This window comes from Kitasatospora sp. NBC_01266 (genome assembly GCF_036242395.1).
Classification (GTDB): Bacteria; Actinomycetota; Actinomycetes; order Streptomycetales; family Streptomycetaceae; genus Kitasatospora.
Genome location: NZ_CP108458.1, coordinates 4518422 through 4535504 on the forward strand (window position 1 = coordinate 4518422; position 17083 = coordinate 4535504).

The following is a 17083-nucleotide window of genomic DNA, read 5'->3' on the forward strand; positions in this document are numbered from 1 at the left end:
CTCAGCCGGCGGCTGTCACGGTGAGCCGGTCGTTCGCCTCGTCGCGGTCCACCAGCACCTTCTCCCCGTCCCGCACCCGGCCGGCCAGGATCGCCTTGGCGAGCTGGTCGCCGATCGCCGACTGCACCAGACGGCGCAGCGGCCGGGCCCCGTACGCCGGGTCGTAGCCGGTCAGCGACAGCCAGTCCCGGGCCGCCGGGGTGACCTCCAGGGTGAGCTGCCGGTCGCGCAGCCGGGCGGCCAGCCGGGCCACCTGGAGGTCGACGATCCGGCTCAGCTCCGCGGAGCCCAGCGGGTCGAAGACCACGATGTCGTCCAGCCGGTTGAGGAACTCCGGTTTGAAGGCGGAGCGGACGGCGTCCAGCACCAGCTCCTTCTTGGCGGCCTCCGGCACGGTCGGGTCGACCAGGTACTGCGAGCCCAGGTTGGAGGTGAGGATCAGGATCGCGTTGCGGAAGTCGACCGTGCGGCCCTGCCCGTCGGTCAGCCGGCCGTCGTCCAGCACCTGGAGCAGCACGTCGAAGACCTCCGGGTGGGCCTTCTCCACCTCGTCGAGCAGCACCACGCTGTAGGGGCGCCGCCGCACCGCCTCGGTGAGCTGGCCGCCCTCCTCGTAGCCGACGTACCCGGGCGGGGCGCCGACCAGGCGGGAGACCGAGTGCTTCTCGCCGTACTCGCTCATGTCGATCCGGACCATGGCGTGCTCGTCGTCGAAGAGGAAGTCGGCCAGCGCCTTGGCGAGCTCGGTCTTGCCGACGCCGGTGGGGCCGAGGAAGAGGAAGGAGCCGGTGGGGCGGTCCGGGTCGGCGATGCCGGCGCGGGTGCGCCGCACCGCGTCCGAGACGGCCTGCACGGCGGTGTGCTGGCCGATCAGGCGCCGGCCCAGCTCATCCTCCATCCGCAGCAGCTTGGCGCTCTCGCCCTCCAGCAGGCGCCCGGCCGGGATGCCGGTCCAGGAGGCGACCACGTCGGCGACGTCGTCCGGGCCGACCTCCTCCTTGACCATCGAGGTGCTGGCGTCCTGGTCGGCGGCCTTCTCCTGGGCCTCGGCCAGCTCCTGCTCGGCGGCCGGGATCTCGGCGTACATCAGCTTGGAGGCCCGCTCGAACTCGCCGTCCCGCTGGGCCCGCTCCAGGGTGCTCTGCAGGCCGTCGAGGCGCTCCTTGAGCTCGCCGACCCGGTTCAGGCTCTTCTTCTCCTGCTCCCAGCGCGCGGTCAGGCCGCTGAGCTGCTCCTGCCGGTCGGCCAGGTCGCGGCGCAGCCGGGCCAGCCGCTCCACCGAGGCGGCGCCGGCGCCCTTGGCGGCGCCCGGTGCGTCGCCGGATCCGCGCTCCTTGCCGCGCCGCTCGACCTCGTTGTCGAGCGCCATCTCCTCCATCCGCAGCCGGTCCACCGAGCGCTGCAGCTCGTCGATCTCGACCGGCGAGGAGTCGATCTCCATCCGCAGCCGGGAGGCCGCCTCGTCGACCAGGTCGATCGCCTTGTCGGGCAGGAAGCGGGCGGTGATGTAGCGGTCGGACAGGGCGGCGGCGGCCACCAGCGCGGCGTCCGCGATCTGCACCTTGTGGTGCGCCTCGTAACGGCCCTTGAGACCGCGCAGGATCGCGATGGTGTCCTCCACGGTGGGCTCGCCGACCAGCACCTGCTGGAAGCGGCGCTCCAGCGCCGGGTCCTTCTCGATCCGCTCGCGGTACTCGTCCAGCGTGGTGGCGCCGACCATCCGCAGCTCGCCGCGGGCCAGCATCGGCTTGAGCATGTTGCCCGCGTCCATCGCCGAGTCGCCGCCGGCGCCCGCGCCGACCATGGTGTGCAGCTCGTCGATGAAGGTGATCACCTGGCCGTCGCTCTGCTTGATGTCGTTCAGCACGGCCTTCAGCCGCTCCTCGAACTCACCGCGGAACTTGGCGCCGGCCACCATCGCGCTCAGGTCCAGCGAGACCAGCCGCTTGCCGCGCAGCGACTCGGGGACGTCGCCGGCCACGATCCGCTGGGCCAGGCCCTCGACCACGGCCGTCTTGCCGACGCCGGGCTCGCCGATCAGCACCGGGTTGTTCTTGGTGCGCCGGGAGAGCACCTGGACCACCCGGCGGATCTCCTGGTCACGGCCGATCACCGGGTCGAGCTTGCCGTCCCGGGCCGCCTGGGTCAGGTCGGTGCCGTACTTCTCCAGCGCCTTGTAGGTGCTCTCGGGGTCCGGTGAGGTGACCTTGCCGGAGCCGCGCACCTCGGTGAAGGCGTCGAGCAGCGCCTTGGGAGTGGCGCCCTGGCGGGCCAGCAGCTCGGCGATCGCGCCGCCCTCGGCGGCCAGGCCGACCAGCAGGTGCTCGGTGGAGACGTAGGCGTCGTCCAGCTGCTCGGCCCGGCGGCCGGAGTCCTCCAGCACGGCCAGGGTGTCGCGGCCCAGCTGCGGGGCGGCCACCGTGGAGCCCTGGGCGCTGGGCAGCGCGCGCAGCTGCTGGCGGGCGCCGGCCAGCAGCTGGGCGGTGTCCGCGCCGACGGCCTCAAGCAGCGGGCGGGCGATGCCCTCGGGCTGCTCCAGCAGCGCGAGCAGGATGTGCACCGGCCTGACGTCCGGGTTTCCCGCGCCGCCGGCCTGCCGGATCGCGGCGGACAGGGCGTCCTGGGTCTTGGTGGTGAACTTGCTCGCGTCCATGGCCACTGGCCGTACTCCTCCTGCGCAGTTGCATCTGTTAAGTAAGCCGAGTCAGTTAAGTTGAGTCTAACGCGCTCAGCTTTTCCGCGTAAAGGTCAGCAGGTCCCGGGCCGGGCCGGTCGGGCGGGTGCCGGTCGGCCAGACGGCGCGCAGCGGGCGGTGTAGGTCGAGGTCGGCCATCGGGACCTCGACCAGCCGGTGGCTGGCCAGCTCGTCGGCCACCGCCAGCTCGCTCAGGCAGACCAGCCCCGCGCCGCTCATCGCGGCGGCCTTCAGCGCGGTGCTGGAGGCCAGTTCGAGCAGCGGGGTGGCGCTGACCCCGGCCGCGCCGAGCGCGCGGTCCAGCACCTCGCGGGTGCCGGAGCCCACCTCGCGCAGCACCAGGGGGGTGCCGGCCAGCTCGGCGGCGGTGACCGGGGTGCGGCGCCGGGCCCAGGGGTGGCTGGGGGCCACCACGAAGACCAGCCGGTCGGCGCCGACCACCGCTCCGGTCAGGCCGGCCGGGGTGTGGCTGCCCTCGACGAAGCCCAGATCGGCCTCGCCCGCCAGCAACTGCTCGGCCACCGCGGTGGAGTTGGCGGTGCGCAGGGTGACCGCGGTCGCCGGGCGGGCCGCGGCCAGCGCCAGCAGCCAGCCGGGCATCAGGTACTCGGCGACGGTCAGGCTGGCCACCACCCGCAGGCGGGCGTCGCGGCGTTCGCGCAGCGCGTCGATCCCCGCGTCCAGCGCCTCGGCGGCCTCCACCACCCGGCGGGCCCAGCCGACCACCAGCAGCCCGGCCGGGGTGGGCCGGGAGCCGCGCGGGGAGCGGTCGAGCAGGGCGACGCCGAGGTGCCGCTCCATGCCCTTGATCCGGGCACTGGCGGCCGGCTGGCTGATGCCCAGCTCGGCGGCGGCCCGCCCGACGCTGCCGTGCCGGTCCACCGCGAGCAGCAGTTCCAGCGCGCTCAGCTCGGGGACGCGGGGGGAGAGAGCCATAGGTCCAGGTTATGTCCTCATAGAGCGTGGACGGCTACCGGCGCACCCCGGCACGGTTCAGGGTTGAGGCATGGCCACTCTCACCGTCCCCCGCCCCCTCGGCTCAGCCGCCGCCGGCCCCCGCTGGGACCTCGGGCAGCTCGGCCCGAACTGGTACGCCGCCGTGATGGGCACCGCGATCGTGGCCAACGGCGCGGCCGCGCTGCCCTACCGGGTGCCGGGACAGCTGCTCTTCGCCGAGGCCGTCTGGGCGCTGGCGCTGGCGGCGCTGCTGGTCCTGGTGGCGGCCCGGCTGGTGCACCTGACCCGGCACCGGGCGGCGGCCCGCGAGCAGCTGCTGGAGAACCCGGCCACCGCCGTCTTCTACGGCTGCCCCCCGATGGCGCTGCTCGCGGTGGGCTTCGGAACGCTGGCGGTCGGCTCGCGCCTGATCGGCACCGGGCCCGCGGCGGCACTGGACCTGGTGCTCTGGACGGTCGGCACCCTCTACGCGGTGCTGGTGGCCGCCGGCATCCCCTACCTGATGGTCACCCGGCACGAGCTGTCCGCGCTGCGGGCCAACCCGACCTGGCTGCTGCCGGTGGTCGCCCCGATGGTGTCGGCCGCGCTCGGCCCGGCGCTGCTGCCGCACCTGCCGGCCGCGCTGCGCCCGGGGCTGTTCTACGGCTGCTACGCGCTCTTCGGCGCCAGCCTGCTGGCCACCCTGGTGCTGCTGCCGGTGGTCTTCGCCGGCCTGGTGCACAGCAAGCTGCCGATGGTGGTGCTGACCCCCTCGCTCTTCCTGGTGCTCGGCCCGCTCGGCCAGTCCACCACCGCGGTCGGCAACCTGGCCGACGCCGCGCACGGGGTGGCGCCGAAGCTGGCCGCCGCGGCGCTCGGCTTCGCGGTGCTCTACGGGGTCGCGATGATCGGCTTCGCGGTGCTCTGGCTGCTGATCGCCGGCGCCGCCAACCTGCGGGCGCTGCGCCGGGACCGGATGCCGTTCGCGATGACCTGGTGGGCCCTCACCTTCCCGGTGGGCACCTGTGTGACCGGCGCGGCCGGGCTGGCCCGGCACACCGGCTTCGCGGGCTTCGGCTGGCTGGCGGTGGGGCTGTACGCGCTGCTGCTGCTGACCTGGGCGGTGGCCGGGGTGCGGACGGCGGCGGCGCTGGCCGGCGGCCGGCTGCTGCGGGCGGCCTGACCGCGCGGCAGCTGCCCGGCGTTCGCGCCGGGCAGCTGCCGCTGCCCGTCCTCGGCCGTCCTCGCTTCCCCCGGTACCCGACTGGCACTATGGCAGCGGACAGTCAACCCGAGGTGACGCACGGACGCGTCAGGGGTGGCACGAGGGGGAGTGGTGCCATGTCATGGGCCGAGCCCGGCTGCCGGCCGGCCGACCTGGAGCTCGACCCCGCCGCCCGCGCCCTGTACCTCGCGGTGGTCGCGGAGGGCGGCTGGGTGAAGTCCGCCGAGGTGCGGCCCGCCGACGCCGCCGCGCTGGCCCGCCTGCTGGACCTGGGCCTGGTCCGCGGCCTGCCCGGCGGCGCGTTCTACTCCGCGGTGAGCCCGCGGGCCTTCCTCGGCCGGGCCGCCGGCCGGCTGCGCGACCGGGCGGTCGGCCTGCTGCGGCAGGCCGACGAACTGCCCACCCTGCTGGACGAGCTGGCCCACGCCTACGACAGCGCGCCGCGCCGGGTCGACCGCGGCGGCGCGGTGGAGACCGTCCAGGACCGGGACAGCATCCGGCACCGGATCGCCCAGCTGGTCGCCGACACCGAGAGCGAGATCCTCACCGCGCAGCCCGGCGGCGCCCGCCCGCCGGACCACCTGGCCTGGGCGATGGCGCAGGACGTGCCGTTCCTGCGCGGCGGCGGGGCGATGCGCACGCTCTACCAGCCGGTGGCCGGTGCCGATCCGGCGACCAGCGCCTACGCCGCCGCCGTCACGCCGTACGGGGCGCGGATCCGGCTGCTGGACGAGGACTTCCAGCGGCTGATGATCTTCGATCGCACGGTGGCGGTGATCCCGGCCTCGGCCGACATGGGCAGTGCCGCCTTCATCACCGACGCCACCACGGTCGAGCTGCTGGTGGAGCTCTTCGACCGGGACTGGCAGCGGGCCCAGCGGGTGCCCTGGGGTTCGGCGCACGCCGTCGCGGACAGCGGCGCGGTCGCCGACCGGATCGCCCGGCTGCTGGCCGGCGGCCTGAGCCGACGCGCCATCGCGGCCCGGCTGGGGCTGAGCGAGCGCACCGTCGCCGCGCACGTCGCCCGGCTCCGTGAGGAGTACGAGGCGCAGACGCTGTTCCAACTCGGCTGGCTGATGCGGGGTGTGGGCGAGGGATAGGGGGACCGCAGGCCGATCAGGACGGGGTGACGGGCGCAGCCGGGAGGCGGGGGAGGCGCGCGGGTCCGGATGGGCCGGTCGAGCCGCACGGGTGGGCTGCACGATCACGCAGCTGCGGAAATGCGCACCGGTCGGCGTCTTGTCGCCTGCCCGCACCCTGCGCCAGCCTGATGGTCGGACCAGTGGCTTGAATGCGGTGAAGTCATGGCCCGAAAAGCGGATCTGATGATCAATCAGGTACCTGCCGGGGTGGCACAGGGGGGACCCGTGCGGTGTGGCGCACGGGGCCGGCCTCCCCGCCGGGGCATGACGGGGGAGGGGTACGCGATGTCCGGACGCTCGCACGTACTGGTGGAGAGTCAGGCGGTCTGGGGTAAGCCCGGAGCCGGCTGCTTCCTGCGCGAGGCCGTCTCGCTGGCCGAGGCCGGCGACCGGGTGATCCTCTATCTGGTCGACGACGGCGTCTTCGCCGCTGTCTCGGACGGCATCCCGGAACTCGCCCGGCTGGTCGAGCTGGGCTCCGAGGTCTGGGCCGACGACTACTCCCTCACCCACCGCGCGCTGGTGGCCACCCGGCTGTCGCCGTACGTCAGAGTGAAGGGCGCCGACGCCCTGGACGGTGCGGTCCGCGGCTCCAACGGGCGGGTCAGGCTGCACTGAGCCCGGCCGGCCGATGCGCACGAGAGACCGAACGTTCTCTCATCGTCGCAGCTCAGCTGGTGTGTGGACGGACCTTTCCGGGTGCGATTCTGCACGTTCTTGCAGTTGCGGGAACTTGAAGGAGAAACAACCTTGTCCGCAGGAGCGCGCGCTGTGAGGCTATGAGTACGCCAAGCCGCCCGGGCAACCGCAGCCCGTCGGTGGTGACTCGTCCGTCCTCCTCGCGCAGGGGCAGAGGTATCTGTGTGGGGAACCGGCGGGCGCCGGGGGGTCAGCCATTTGTGGTGATGGCTACCAGACCCGGTACCAGCGAGGCGTTGCTGCTCCGCCTCGCTGGAAGCACCTCGGATTTGGCGTCATGGAAGTGGATCCGCCCGGAGCGCAGGAGACTGCGTGTCCCTGGCTCCGGGCCGGATCCGCTGCCCGAGACCACCCGAGGCCGCCCGGACTCCCCTGAACGGGCCGGGCAGCCCGGGATCACGGTCCTCGGGCGATTTCGGCTACCCGGGACCCTGCCGACCCGCTCCTGATGAGATGATGCGAACCGTGCGGTCGTTCGACCGCTGCCGGTCCAGCGTTCAGGGGGACGGGGTGGCCGACGCCACGGCGGAGCTGCGGGGCGCCGTGCCGGTGCCGAGCGCCGATGCCGCCTGCCTGGTCGACACCCTGCCCGCGCCCGTCGCCACGGCTGTCGAACCGGGAGAGCGGGCGGGATGACCGAGGCGGACGGATCGGCGGAAGGCATCAGCGGCGCGCTCGGTGGCCCGCCGCTGCCCAGCGAGGCGGCCCGCGCGCTCTATCTCGGGATTCTCGGCGAGGGCGGCCGGCTGGCGATGGCCGAGGCCGACTCCGCCGACCGGGCGGCGGTCCGGGAACTGCTCGACCTCGGCCTGCTCAACGCCGAGCCGGAGCAGGCCGGCTTCACCGCCGTCAACCCGCGCGCGGTCGGCGGCCGGCTCAGCGAGGAGCTGCGTTCGGCCGGTACCCGGCTGCTGGTCCAGGCCCAGGAGATGCCCGCGCTGCTGGAGGACCTCACCCGGGCCTACGACCTGACGCCCCGCAAGGTCGACCGCTCGGGCGAGGTGCGGCACGTGCACGGCGTCGAGGAGGTCCGGCTGCTGCTCGACCGGCTGGCCGCCGAGGGACGCGAGGAGGTGCTCTCCGCCCAGCCCGGCGGCCCGCTCCCGGCCAGGCTGGTGCGCGAGGCGATCAGGCGCTGCGATGTCTTCCTGGGCAATGGCGGCGGGATCCGCGCGCTCTACGAGCCCGCCGCCCGCACCGACGGCCCGACCACGGACTACGTGCTGGGCGCCACCGCGCGGGGCGTGCGGTTCCGGGTGCTCGGCGAGTCGTTCAAGCGGATGCTGATCTTCGATCGCAGCACCGCGGTGATCCCGGGCGGCCCGGACTACACCAGCGCCGCGGTGGTCGAGGACCCGGCGGTGGTCGCCTTCCTGGCCGGCATGTTCGAGCGCGACTGGCAGCGCGGCGAGCCGGTCCAGTGGAGCACCGCCGCCCCCGAGAGCGTGGGCCTGTCGGTCCACGCCCAGGTCGGCCGGCTGCTCTCGCAGGGCCTGACCCAGCGCATGATCGCCACCCGGCTGGGCCTGAGCGAGCGCACCGTGGCCGGCCACATCTCGCGGCTGCGCGAGCTGTACGACGCCGAGACGCTGTTCCAGCTCGGCTGGCTGATGCGTGCGGCGGCCGGGGAAGGACGGCAGGGGTGAGGCCGGTGGTCACCACCGGGGTGGTGACGGCGCGGAGCCCGGGGCCGCGGGAGCCGTGCGGCGTGCGGCCGCTGCTCCGGATGAGGGGCAGCCGCGGTGAGCGTTGAGTGGCGGGTGCCGGACGCCGAGGCGCGGGCGTTGTACCTGGTGCTGCTGCGGATGGGCGGCATGTTTCGCAGCGAGGAGCTGCGCCCGGATGAGCTGCCGCTGCTGGAGCAGTTGCGGGAGGCCGGGCTGGTGTCGGTGATCACCGGAATGCTCTGGACGGTGGTGAATCCGCGGGTGGCGGCCGAGCGGCTCCGGGACAACCTGCGGACCATCGGGCTGGACCTGTTCGAGCAGGCCCGGGTGCTGCCGGCGGCGCTGTCCGACCTGGCCGAGTCCTACGACCGCTCGCCCCCGCAGTCGGCCGACGGCAGCACCATCCAGCAGCTGGACGCGATCGTGCAGACCCAGGCGCGGGTGGAGCAGCTGCTGCAGGAGGCCCGCCAGGAGACCCTCACCATGCAGCCGGGCGGGGCGCGGCCGGCGGATGCCCTGCCGCTCATGCGCGAACACGCGCGGAAGGTCGCCGAGCGCGGTATCCAGCAGCGCACCATCTACCAGCCCGGAGCTCTGACGGACCCCGGTACGGCGGCCTACGCGGCGTACGCGACCCGGCTGGGGCACCGGATCCGGGTGCTGGACGAGGACTTCCGGCGGGTGATGGTCTTCGACCGCAGGGCGGCGGTGGTCGCCGGCTACCAGGACGCCAGGAGCGCGTCGTTCATCGAGGACCCGGTGCTCATCGACGTCGTGGTGGAGACCTTCGAGCGGGACTGGGCGCGGGCGGAGCGGGTGCGCTGGGCGGAGCCGGAGCCGGAGACCGACGCTCCGCTGGTGGAGCTGCTGGCGCGTGGTCTGACGCAGCGGGCGATCGCGACGAGGCTGGGGCTGAGCGAGCGGACGGTGGCGGCGCAGATCTCCCGGCTGCGGGAGCACCACGACGCGCGGACGCTGTTCCAGCTGGGGTGGCAGATGCGGGGTGCGGCGGATGAATGACCGGCCGCTGGAGCCGCTGGTGCCGGACCCCGAGGCCAGGGCCCTCTATGTCGCGCTCGCCGCCCAGGGCGGCCAGTTCCAGCCGGCGCTGCTGGCCGAGCGCGAGCGGCCCGCCCTGGAGCGTCTTCGGATCGCCGGGCTGGTCGTCCGTCACCAGCGCAGCCGGTACTGGACCGTGGTCAACCCGCGCACCGCCGCCGCCCGGCTCAGCGCGCGACTGCGCGCGGCCAGCGCCGAGCTGCTGGCCAAGGCGGATGCCCTGGAGCCCACGCTGGCCCAGCTGACCGACGCTTACGATCTGGCACCCCCGGCGGTGACAGGTCGTACCACGATCCAGCGGGTCGACCGGCTGGAGCAGGTCGAGCAGCGGCTGCTGCAGCTGGCGAACGACTGCGAGCGGGAGATCCTGGCGGCCCAGCCCGGCGGTGCGCGGGAGAACCTCTCCGAGGACCCCGCGCAGCCCAGGGAGCTCGCCCGTGACCTGGCCGAACGCGGGGTCGCGATGCGTGTCATCTACCAGCCAGGGGCCCGTATCGACCCGGCGACCAGGGCGTACGCGGCCTACGCGACGGGTCGGGGGACGCGGATCCGGATCCTCGACGAGCCCTATCTCCGGGCGCTGGTGTTCGACCGGGAAGTGGCCGTGATCGCGGGGGCGCACGACAACGACATCGCGTCGTTCATCGAGGATCCGGTGCTGGTGGGCCTGGTGGTGGACCAGTTCGAGCGGGACTGGGCGCGGGCGGAGTGGGTCCGCTGGGAGGAGCCGGTGCGGGACACCGACGGGCCGCTGGTGGAGCTGCTGGCGCGTGGTCTGACGCAGCGGGCGATCGCGACGAGGCTGGGCTTGAGCGAGCGGACGGTGGCGACGCAGATCGCCCGGCTGCGGCAGGTCCACGACGCCGAGACCCTCTTCCAGCTCGGCTGGCAGCTGCGTGCCGCCGAACCGCCCGGCCCCCGCTGATCGCTCAGCCGGTGGCCGCGCCGCTGCTCGGCCAGCTGCCGTAGGCGTTCCGCGAGGCGGGGACGGGCTTGAACTGCTCACCGGGCGCGGTCCAGAAGCCTTCGCGCAGCGAGAGTGCCATGCCGGCCCAGTCGAGGGCGGTCTCCACGATGTGCCGCAGGCTCTCCGGCGACCAGCTGTCGTCGAAGACCAGCGGCAGCACCGGGGCGACCTGCTCGATGGTGGCGATCAGCGGGTTGTGGGTGATCGCCTCGTCCACCAGCAGCACGATCGGCTTGCGCAGCGCCGAGCCCCAGCCGAGCTCCAGCGAGACGCCGGCCGACAGCGGCGAGCCGACGTAGGCGAAGACCAGGTCGGCGGTCTGCATCGCGCGGAAGTCGGACGGAACCCGCGGCTCCGGCGTCCGCCCCTCCACCGTCCAGGCATCACTGTGGTGCGCGCTGAAGACGGCCGCGCCGCTGTGCAGCAGCGAGCTGCGCAGGGCGGTCAGGCGGGTCCGGCTGGCGAGCGTGACGACACTGTCGGCCGGCCCGGTCAGCCGCATCAGCGGGGCGGCGAGGAAGACACGGGCCCGGCGGCCTTCGGGGGCCTGGGCTGCGTGCTGGCGCATGTACGGCTCACTCATGGCGGTGGCTCCGGGGAGTTGACGATCCTGCTGAGTGTGGTCTCAGCGGGTTAGCAGGGCACGGACGGAGCGGTTGCTGAAACCGCTTCGGAGTCGGGGGATGCTCCCAATCCGTCCGCTCACTGATCGTCACTGGTGGCGGCCCATGGCGTCCACAGAAGCGGTGTGTCATCTCCCTGACTGGCATTTGGATGACACCTGGACGGGAGGATGGCCACTGACGCATCGTCAAACAGGTGTCATTTTTATGCCAGGCAGCACGATGCCAGGCATCTACCGAGGCCTGGCCTTGCCTTGGAGTCGGAGTATGGCTTTGATAAATGCTTGTTTGCGTCTACACGCGAGGAGCGATGCGGACGCCGACACTGTCCGTTATATCAGGCACATGACAAGGAGGCACACATGCGTCGTGCACCTCGATCAATGATTCGTGCGCTCGTTGCTGGTGCCATTGCAGGTGCGGGCCTGGCGGCGGCCGTCGGTGCGCCGGCTCTGGCGACAGAGGTCTTCGCTTCCAGTGTCAGCCCGCTGGACATCCACTGGGGCGGGAACAATGCCGAGGTGTCGGCTGACGCCCAGTCGGTCGTTCCGGCAGGTGCCAGCTCGCAGCTTGCCGTCTCGAAGTCGGACGATATCTGGTGGGGCATCTAGGCCCCGCCGCTTTTTGGATGGCCGCCGCGGCTAGTTGTCGCCGGACGATTCAGCCCCGGGGTGAAGGGGCGAGAACATTGCTTCACCCCGGCCGTCCTCCTCGTCCGAGCCGTCGTAGCGGTGTCCTGGCGGGTTGAGCGCCATGCGCCAGCCGAGCTGGAAGAGCGTCTCCGAGCCGTACTCCTCGCGGAAATCCGCTATGTGCCTGGCCAGGGTGCGTTCGCTGATGCCGAGGTTTCGAGCGATCACCCGGTGGCCGATGCCTTGGGCCATCATGCGCAGGATGTTGCCCCGCATCCGGGAGATGACCTCCTGCGGCACTTCGGTGGCCCCCACGAACGGGCTGGCCCGCTCCCAGAGCCGCTCGAACGAGTCCAGCATGTAGGCGACGACGCCTGGGTCGCTGACGAACGCGGCCGTCTCGTGATCCCCCTGGACAGGGATCACCGCGACCGCGCGGTCGATGATGAAGAGGCGGGTGAACGGTTCCGCCAGAGTTCTGACAGCACCGCCGGCTTCGGTCACGGCCTCGACGTACTGCCTGGTCGGCGCCGAATAGCGAGCGCTCGGTTGGTAGATGATCCGACGCGCGATCCCACGTCGGATCCGCGTGACCTCGGCGTCGACGGTGCCCTTGAGCAGTATCAGGGACTCACGACGGCTTCCGCCGGGTTGTGCGGTCAGGACCTCGAACTCGGCGCCGTCGACCAGCAGGCTGACCCGTTGGTTGATCTCGGCCAGGCCGTGAACATGCTCGATCGGACCGCCCGGCTTGATCTGCTGATCCAGCGACTGGTAAGCGTGGTTCAGGTCCTGCATAGCCGTGGGTATGGACACCGCCTGCGACAACAGTGAAAGGGCCTGCTTCTGCCAGGCCGAACCAAGCCGGGTCGCCAGCCGGTTTGGATCTGTGGCCGTCACGATCGACGGTTTTCCTTGGTCGAGAACCAATAGACCGAGTTCCGCGAGTTCCTGGTACGGGCCGGTGAGATCGGCCTCGTCGACCTCCATGCTTCCGCCGGTGGCGATGACCTGGAGATACAGGGACTTGGCCGCGGCAGACACGAGGCCGACCTTTTCCTTCTCCCCTTCGGCCCCGCCCGTCGAACTCACTCCTGGTTCCCCCTCCCGGGAAACTCGCCACAATCCAACGGCAGCACTCTACGCAAGAGCGGGAGCGGTTGGCACCCCACCCAATAGGGGGGTTCAACCACTCCCGTTCTGAGCTGCTTCCGTTACCGCCGCGGCCGCCACACCACCAGCGCGCTCGACTGCTGGGCCGGCTGGTACGGCACCAGGTCCCGCCGGTACGAGGCGTGCACCGCCGCCTCCCTGGCCTGCAGCGCGGCCCCGGCGCCCTCCACCGCGGTGGCGAGTTCGGCCACTCGCGACTGCAGGGCGGCCACCTGGTTCTCCAGTTCGATGATCCGCTTGATCCCGGCCAGGTTGATGCCCTCGTCCTGGGAGAGCCGCTGGACCTCGCGCAACTGCTGGATGTCCCGGGCCGAGTAGCGCCGGCCGCCGCCGCCGGTGCGGTCGGGGCAGACCAGGCCGAGGCGGTCGTACTGGCGCAGGGTCTGCGGGTGCAGCCCGGAGAGTTCGGCGGCCACCGAGATCACGTAGACCGGGGTCTCCTCGGTGAGCACGTAGCTCGGGCCCGGGTGGGCCGCCCGCCGGGAGCGGGGGGCGGGGCCGCCGGGCAGGCCCTCGCCCAGGCCGACGCCGATCGAGTCAGGGCTCATGTCAGGTCACGCTCCCTCCGCCGCCTTGAAGAGGGCGGCTCGCGGGTCCTCGGATGCGGTCGCGTCGCGGTACTGCTCCAGTGCGCTCAGGGCCTCGCCGCTGGTCTGCTGGGGAACCGTCACCTCGACGGTGACCAGCAGGTCGCCCCGGGTGCCGTCCTTGCGGGTGGCGCCCTTGCCGCGGGCCCGCAGGGTCAGGCCGTTGGCACTGCCGGCCGGGAGCCGCAGTTTCACGGCGGGGCCGTTCAGGGTCGGTACCTCGATGGTGCCGCCCAGCGCGGCTTCGGGGAAGGAGACCGGGACGGTCACTGTGAGGTTGTCGCCCTTGCGGCCGAAGACCGGGTGGGAGCTGACGTGCACGGAGACGTAGAGGTCGCCGGGCTGGCCGCCCCGCTCACCCTGGGCGCCCTTGCCCTTGAGCCGGATCCGCTGGGCGTCCTGCACCCCGGCCGGGATCCGCACCTGCATGGTGCGGGCCGAACTGGCCCGCCCGCTGCCGTGGCAGTCCGGGCACGGGTCGTCGACGATCATGCCGCGGCCCTTGCAGTCGCGGCACGGGTCGGAGAGCGCGAACGCTCCCTGGCCCCGGCTGACCGTCCCGGCGCCGACGCAGGTCGGACAGACCCGGGGCGTGCTGCCGGCCTTCGCACCGGTGCCGGAGCAGGCCCGGCAGGCGGCCTGACTGGTCATCCGCAGCGGGACGGTGGCGCCGTCCACCGCCTCCTCGAAGCTGAGCGTGACCTCGGTCTCCACGTCCGCGCCGCGTCGCGGCTGGGCCTGCCGGCCGCCGCGGTTGAACAGGCCGCCGAAGACGTCGCCGATGCCGCCGCTCGACTGCGAACCGTTGAACAGGTCGCCGAAGTCGAAGCCGTAGCCGTTGGTGCCCGGCCCGCCCGAGCGCATCCCGCCGGCGCCGAAGAGGCTGCGGGCCTCGTCGTACTCCTTGCGGCGCTTCTCGTCCGACAGGACGTCATAGGCCTCGGAGATGTCCTTGAAACGGTCCTCCGCCTTGGTGTCGCCCTTGTTCGCGTCCGGGTGGAACTCGCGGGCGAGCTTGCGGTAGGTCTTCTTGATCTCCGCGGTGGTGGCGTCCTTGGGCACACCGAGGACCTTGTAGTAGTCCTTCTCCACGTAGTCCTTCGTGCTCATGGCTGCTGCCACCTCCCGGGATGGGTCGATACGGCGCTGCGGAGCCGCGCGTCACCGAAGGCGACGTGCGACCCCGCAGCGCACAGCGTGTCAGTTCTCGGCCGCACCGTCAGCCTCGGGGGCCGCATCCGAGCCTCCGGCGGACGGACCGCCGGCCTGGCCACCGGTGGACGGGGTCCCCGGCTGCGGCTCCGCGACGGCCACCATCGCCGGGCGGATGATCCGCTCGCCGATCCGGTAACCGGGCTGCAGGACCTGCACACAGGTGTCCTCGGTGACGTCCGAGGAGTAGCTGTGCATCAGCGCCTCGTGCAGGTTCGGGTCGAAGGGCTCGCCCTCCTTGCCGAACTGCTGGAGGCCCAGCTTGGCGACGACCGTCTCCAGGTTGTCGGAGACCGACTTGAAGCCGCCGGTCACCTCGCCGTGCTCGCGGGCCCGGCCGATGTCGTCCAGCACCGGAATCAGCGACTCCAGGATGTTGGAGACCGCGATCTCACGGACCGTCAGCCGGTCGCGCTCGACCCGCTTGCGGTAGTTCTGGTACTCGGCCTGCAGCCGCTGGAGGTCGCCGGTGCGCTCGGTCAGCTCACGCTTGGCGGCCGCCAGCTCGTCGCCCTCCGCCGCGGCGGAGGCGCCGTTGAGCGCCTCCTCCGCGGCCTGCACGACAGCCTCGTCGGCGTTGGAGTCGTCGCCGGGCTCCACGCCCCGCGCCTTCTCCGTCATGCCGCACCACCCTTGGGCTTCTCGTCGTCGATGATCTCGGCGTCGACCACGTCGTCCTCGGGCTTGGCACCGGACTCGGCGCCGTCCGCGGCACCCGCCGCACCGGAGGCGTCGGCGTTGGCGTAGAGCGCCTGGCCGAGCTTCTGGGCGGTGGTGGAGACCTTCTCGGTGGCCTCGCGGATGGCCGCGATGTCCTCGCCCTTCAGGGTCTCCTTGAGCTCGCCGATCGCGGTCTCGACCTCGCTCTTGACGTCGCCCGGGAGCTTGTCGGCGTTGTCCGCGATGAACTTCTCGGTCGAGTAGACGAGCTGCTCGGCCTGGTTGCGGGTGTCCACGGCCTCGCGGCGCTTGTGGTCCTCCTCCGCGTACTGCTCGGCCTCGCGCATCATGCGCTCGATGTCGTCCTTCGGCAGCGCCGAGCCGCCGGTGACGGTCATCCGCTGCTCCTTGCCGGTGCCGAGGTCCTTGGCGCCGACGTGCATGATGCCGTTCGCGTCGATGTCGAAGGTGACCTCGATCTGCGGCAGGCCGCGCGGGGCCGGCGGCAGGCCGGTCAGCTCGAACATGCCGAGCTTCTTGTTGTACGCCGCGATCTCGCGCTCGCCCTGGTAGACCTGGATCTGGACGGAGGGCTGGTTGTCCTCGGCGGTGGTGAAGATCTCCGAGCGCTTGGTCGGGATCGTGGTGTTGCGCTCGATCAGCTTGGTCATGATGCCGCCCTTGGTCTCGATACCCAGGGACAGCGGGGTGACGTCCAGCAGCAGGACGTCCTTGACCTCGCCCTTCAGCACACCGGCCTGGAGCGCGGCGCCGATCGCGACGACCTCGTCCGGGTTGACGCCCTTGTTGGCGTCCTTGCCGCCGGTCAGCTCCTTGACCAGCTCGGCGACGGCCGGCATACGGGTCGAGCCACCGACCAGGACGACGTGGTCGATCTCGGAGAGCGAGATGCCGGCGTCCTTGATCACGTTGTGGAACGGGTGCTTGCAGCGCTCCAGCAGGTCCGCGGTCAGCTGCTGGAACTGGGCCCGGGTGAGCTTCTCGTCCAGGTGCAGCGGGCCCTCGGCGGAGGCCGTGATGTAGGGCAGGTTGATCGAGGTCTCGGAGGACGAGGAGAGCTCGATCTTGGCCTTCTCGGCCGCCTCGCGCAGGCGCTGCAGCGCCATCTTGTCCTTGGAGAGGTCCACGCCGTGACCGGCCTGGAAGACCTTCACCAGGTGGTCGACGACCTTCTGGTCCCAGTCGTCACCACCGAGGTGGTTGTCACCGTTGGTGGCCTTCACCTCGACGACGCCGTCGCCGATCTCCAGCAGCGACACGTCGAAGGTGCCACCACCGAGGTCGAAGACCAGGATGGTCTGGTCGTCCTTGTCCAGGCCGTAGGCCAGCGCGGCGGCGGTCGGCTCGTTGACGATGCGCAGGACGTTGAGGCCCGCGATCTCACCGGCCTCCTTGGTGGCCTGGCGCTCGGAGTCGGAGAAGTAGGCCGGGACGGTGATGACGGCGTCGGTGACCGTCTCGCCCAGGTAGGCCTCCGCGTCGCGCTTCAGCTTCTGCAGGATGAAGGCGCTGATCTGCTGCGGGTTGAAGTCCTTGCCGTCCAGGTTGATCTTCCACCCGGTGCCCATGTGGCGCTTGACCGAGCGGATGGTCCGGTCCACGTTGGTGACCGCCTGGCGCTTGGCGACCTCGCCGACCAGCACCTCGCCGTTCTTGGCGAAGGCGACGACGGACGGCGTGGTCCGGGCGCCCTCGGCGTTGGTGATGACGGTGGGCTCACCGCCTTCGAGAACACTGACGACCGAGTTCGTCGTGCCGAGGTCGATACCGACCGCGCGTGCCATC

The 17083-nt window shown here is 72.0% G+C and carries 16 protein-coding genes; 8 read left to right on the forward strand and 8 right to left on the reverse strand.

Annotated features, from left to right (window positions below; all coding sequences use genetic code 11):
• Nucleotide 1: 1 nt before the first annotated feature.
• Together clpB and OG403_RS19680 are read right to left on the reverse strand one after the other, a co-directional pair.
• On the reverse strand, nucleotides 2–2653 hold the full coding sequence (clpB, locus tag OG403_RS19675) for an ATP-dependent chaperone ClpB (protein WP_329566194.1): 2652 nt from the start codon (nucleotides 2651–2653) through the stop codon (nucleotides 2–4).
• A 75-nt stretch (nucleotides 2654–2728) separates the two neighbouring features.
• Nucleotides 2729–3631: a LysR family transcriptional regulator gene (locus OG403_RS19680; RefSeq protein WP_329566196.1), complete on the reverse strand. Its 903-nt coding sequence runs from the start codon at nucleotides 3629–3631 to the stop codon at nucleotides 2729–2731.
• A gap of 70 nt (nucleotides 3632–3701) precedes the next feature.
• Between OG403_RS19680 and OG403_RS19685 the strand changes: the two genes are divergently transcribed.
• The 7 genes from OG403_RS19685 to OG403_RS19715 all read left to right on the forward strand — a co-directional run bounded on the left by OG403_RS19685 (nucleotide 3702) and on the right by OG403_RS19715 (nucleotide 10348).
• Nucleotides 3702–4814, forward strand: a complete 1113-nt coding sequence (locus OG403_RS19685; protein WP_329566198.1) for a TDT family transporter — start codon at nucleotides 3702–3704, stop codon at nucleotides 4812–4814.
• A 158-nt stretch (nucleotides 4815–4972) separates the two neighbouring features.
• Complete coding sequence (locus tag OG403_RS19690) at nucleotides 4973–5956, forward strand: helix-turn-helix transcriptional regulator (RefSeq protein WP_329566200.1); 984 nt, start codon at nucleotides 4973–4975, stop codon at nucleotides 5954–5956.
• Nucleotides 5957–6283: 327 nt separating this feature from the next.
• A complete protein-coding gene (locus OG403_RS19695) occupies nucleotides 6284–6616 on the forward strand; it encodes a hypothetical protein (RefSeq protein WP_329566202.1) in 333 nt (110 codons plus the stop codon).
• 546 nt (nucleotides 6617–7162) lie between these two features.
• Nucleotides 7163–7333: a hypothetical protein gene (locus OG403_RS19700; protein ID WP_329566204.1), complete on the forward strand. Its 171-nt coding sequence runs from the start codon at nucleotides 7163–7165 to the stop codon at nucleotides 7331–7333.
• Nucleotides 7330–8343 (forward strand): LuxR C-terminal-related transcriptional regulator, encoded by a 1014-nt coding sequence (locus OG403_RS19705; protein ID WP_329566205.1) that lies wholly within the window; start codon nucleotides 7330–7332, stop codon nucleotides 8341–8343. The genes OG403_RS19700 and OG403_RS19705 overlap by 4 nt, the downstream gene beginning before the upstream one ends.
• Nucleotides 8344–8439: 96 nt before the next feature.
• On the forward strand, nucleotides 8440–9384 hold the full coding sequence (locus tag OG403_RS19710; protein ID WP_329566207.1) for a helix-turn-helix domain-containing protein: 945 nt from the start codon (nucleotides 8440–8442) through the stop codon (nucleotides 9382–9384).
• On the forward strand, nucleotides 9377–10348 hold the full coding sequence (locus OG403_RS19715) for a helix-turn-helix domain-containing protein (RefSeq protein ID WP_329566210.1): 972 nt from the start codon (nucleotides 9377–9379) through the stop codon (nucleotides 10346–10348). The genes OG403_RS19710 and OG403_RS19715 overlap by 8 nt, the downstream gene beginning before the upstream one ends.
• A 4-nt stretch (nucleotides 10349–10352) precedes the next feature.
• Here OG403_RS19715 and OG403_RS19720 read toward each other — a convergent pair whose 3' ends face one another.
• Nucleotides 10353–10973 carry a hypothetical protein gene (locus OG403_RS19720; RefSeq protein WP_329566212.1) on the reverse strand — a complete coding sequence of 207 codons (621 nt, stop codon included), beginning with the start codon at nucleotides 10971–10973 and terminating at the stop codon, nucleotides 10353–10355.
• Between the two features lie 402 nt (nucleotides 10974–11375).
• On the opposite strand from OG403_RS19720, the gene OG403_RS19725 reads away from it, so the two are divergent.
• Nucleotides 11376–11624: a hypothetical protein gene (locus OG403_RS19725; protein ID WP_329566213.1), complete on the forward strand. Its 249-nt coding sequence runs from the start codon at nucleotides 11376–11378 to the stop codon at nucleotides 11622–11624.
• Nucleotides 11625–11654: 30 nt separating this feature from the next.
• On the opposite strand, the gene OG403_RS19730 is transcribed toward OG403_RS19725, so the two are convergent.
• From OG403_RS19730 to dnaK, 5 genes are all read right to left on the reverse strand, one after another.
• Nucleotides 11655–12737, reverse strand: coding sequence for a helix-turn-helix domain-containing protein (locus tag OG403_RS19730; protein ID WP_329566215.1), 1083 nt, complete (start codon nucleotides 12735–12737; stop codon nucleotides 11655–11657).
• Nucleotides 12738–12859: 122 nt separating this feature from the next.
• Nucleotides 12860–13366, reverse strand: a complete 507-nt coding sequence (locus tag OG403_RS19735; protein ID WP_329566217.1) for a heat shock protein transcriptional repressor HspR — start codon at nucleotides 13364–13366, stop codon at nucleotides 12860–12862.
• 6 nt (nucleotides 13367–13372) lie between these two features.
• Nucleotides 13373–14515 (reverse strand): molecular chaperone DnaJ, encoded by a 1143-nt coding sequence (gene dnaJ, locus OG403_RS19740; protein ID WP_329566219.1) that lies wholly within the window; start codon nucleotides 14513–14515, stop codon nucleotides 13373–13375.
• A 90-nt stretch (nucleotides 14516–14605) separates the two neighbouring features.
• The gene (grpE, locus tag OG403_RS19745; protein ID WP_329566221.1) at nucleotides 14606–15238 is read right to left on the reverse strand and encodes a nucleotide exchange factor GrpE; all 633 of its coding nucleotides are present in this window, start codon (nucleotides 15236–15238) and stop codon (nucleotides 14606–14608) included.
• Nucleotides 15235–17082 carry a molecular chaperone DnaK gene (gene dnaK / locus OG403_RS19750; protein WP_329566223.1) on the reverse strand — a complete coding sequence of 616 codons (1848 nt, stop codon included), beginning with the start codon at nucleotides 17080–17082 and terminating at the stop codon, nucleotides 15235–15237. The genes grpE and dnaK overlap by 4 nt, the downstream gene beginning before the upstream one ends.
• Nucleotide 17083 lies beyond the last annotated feature (1 nt).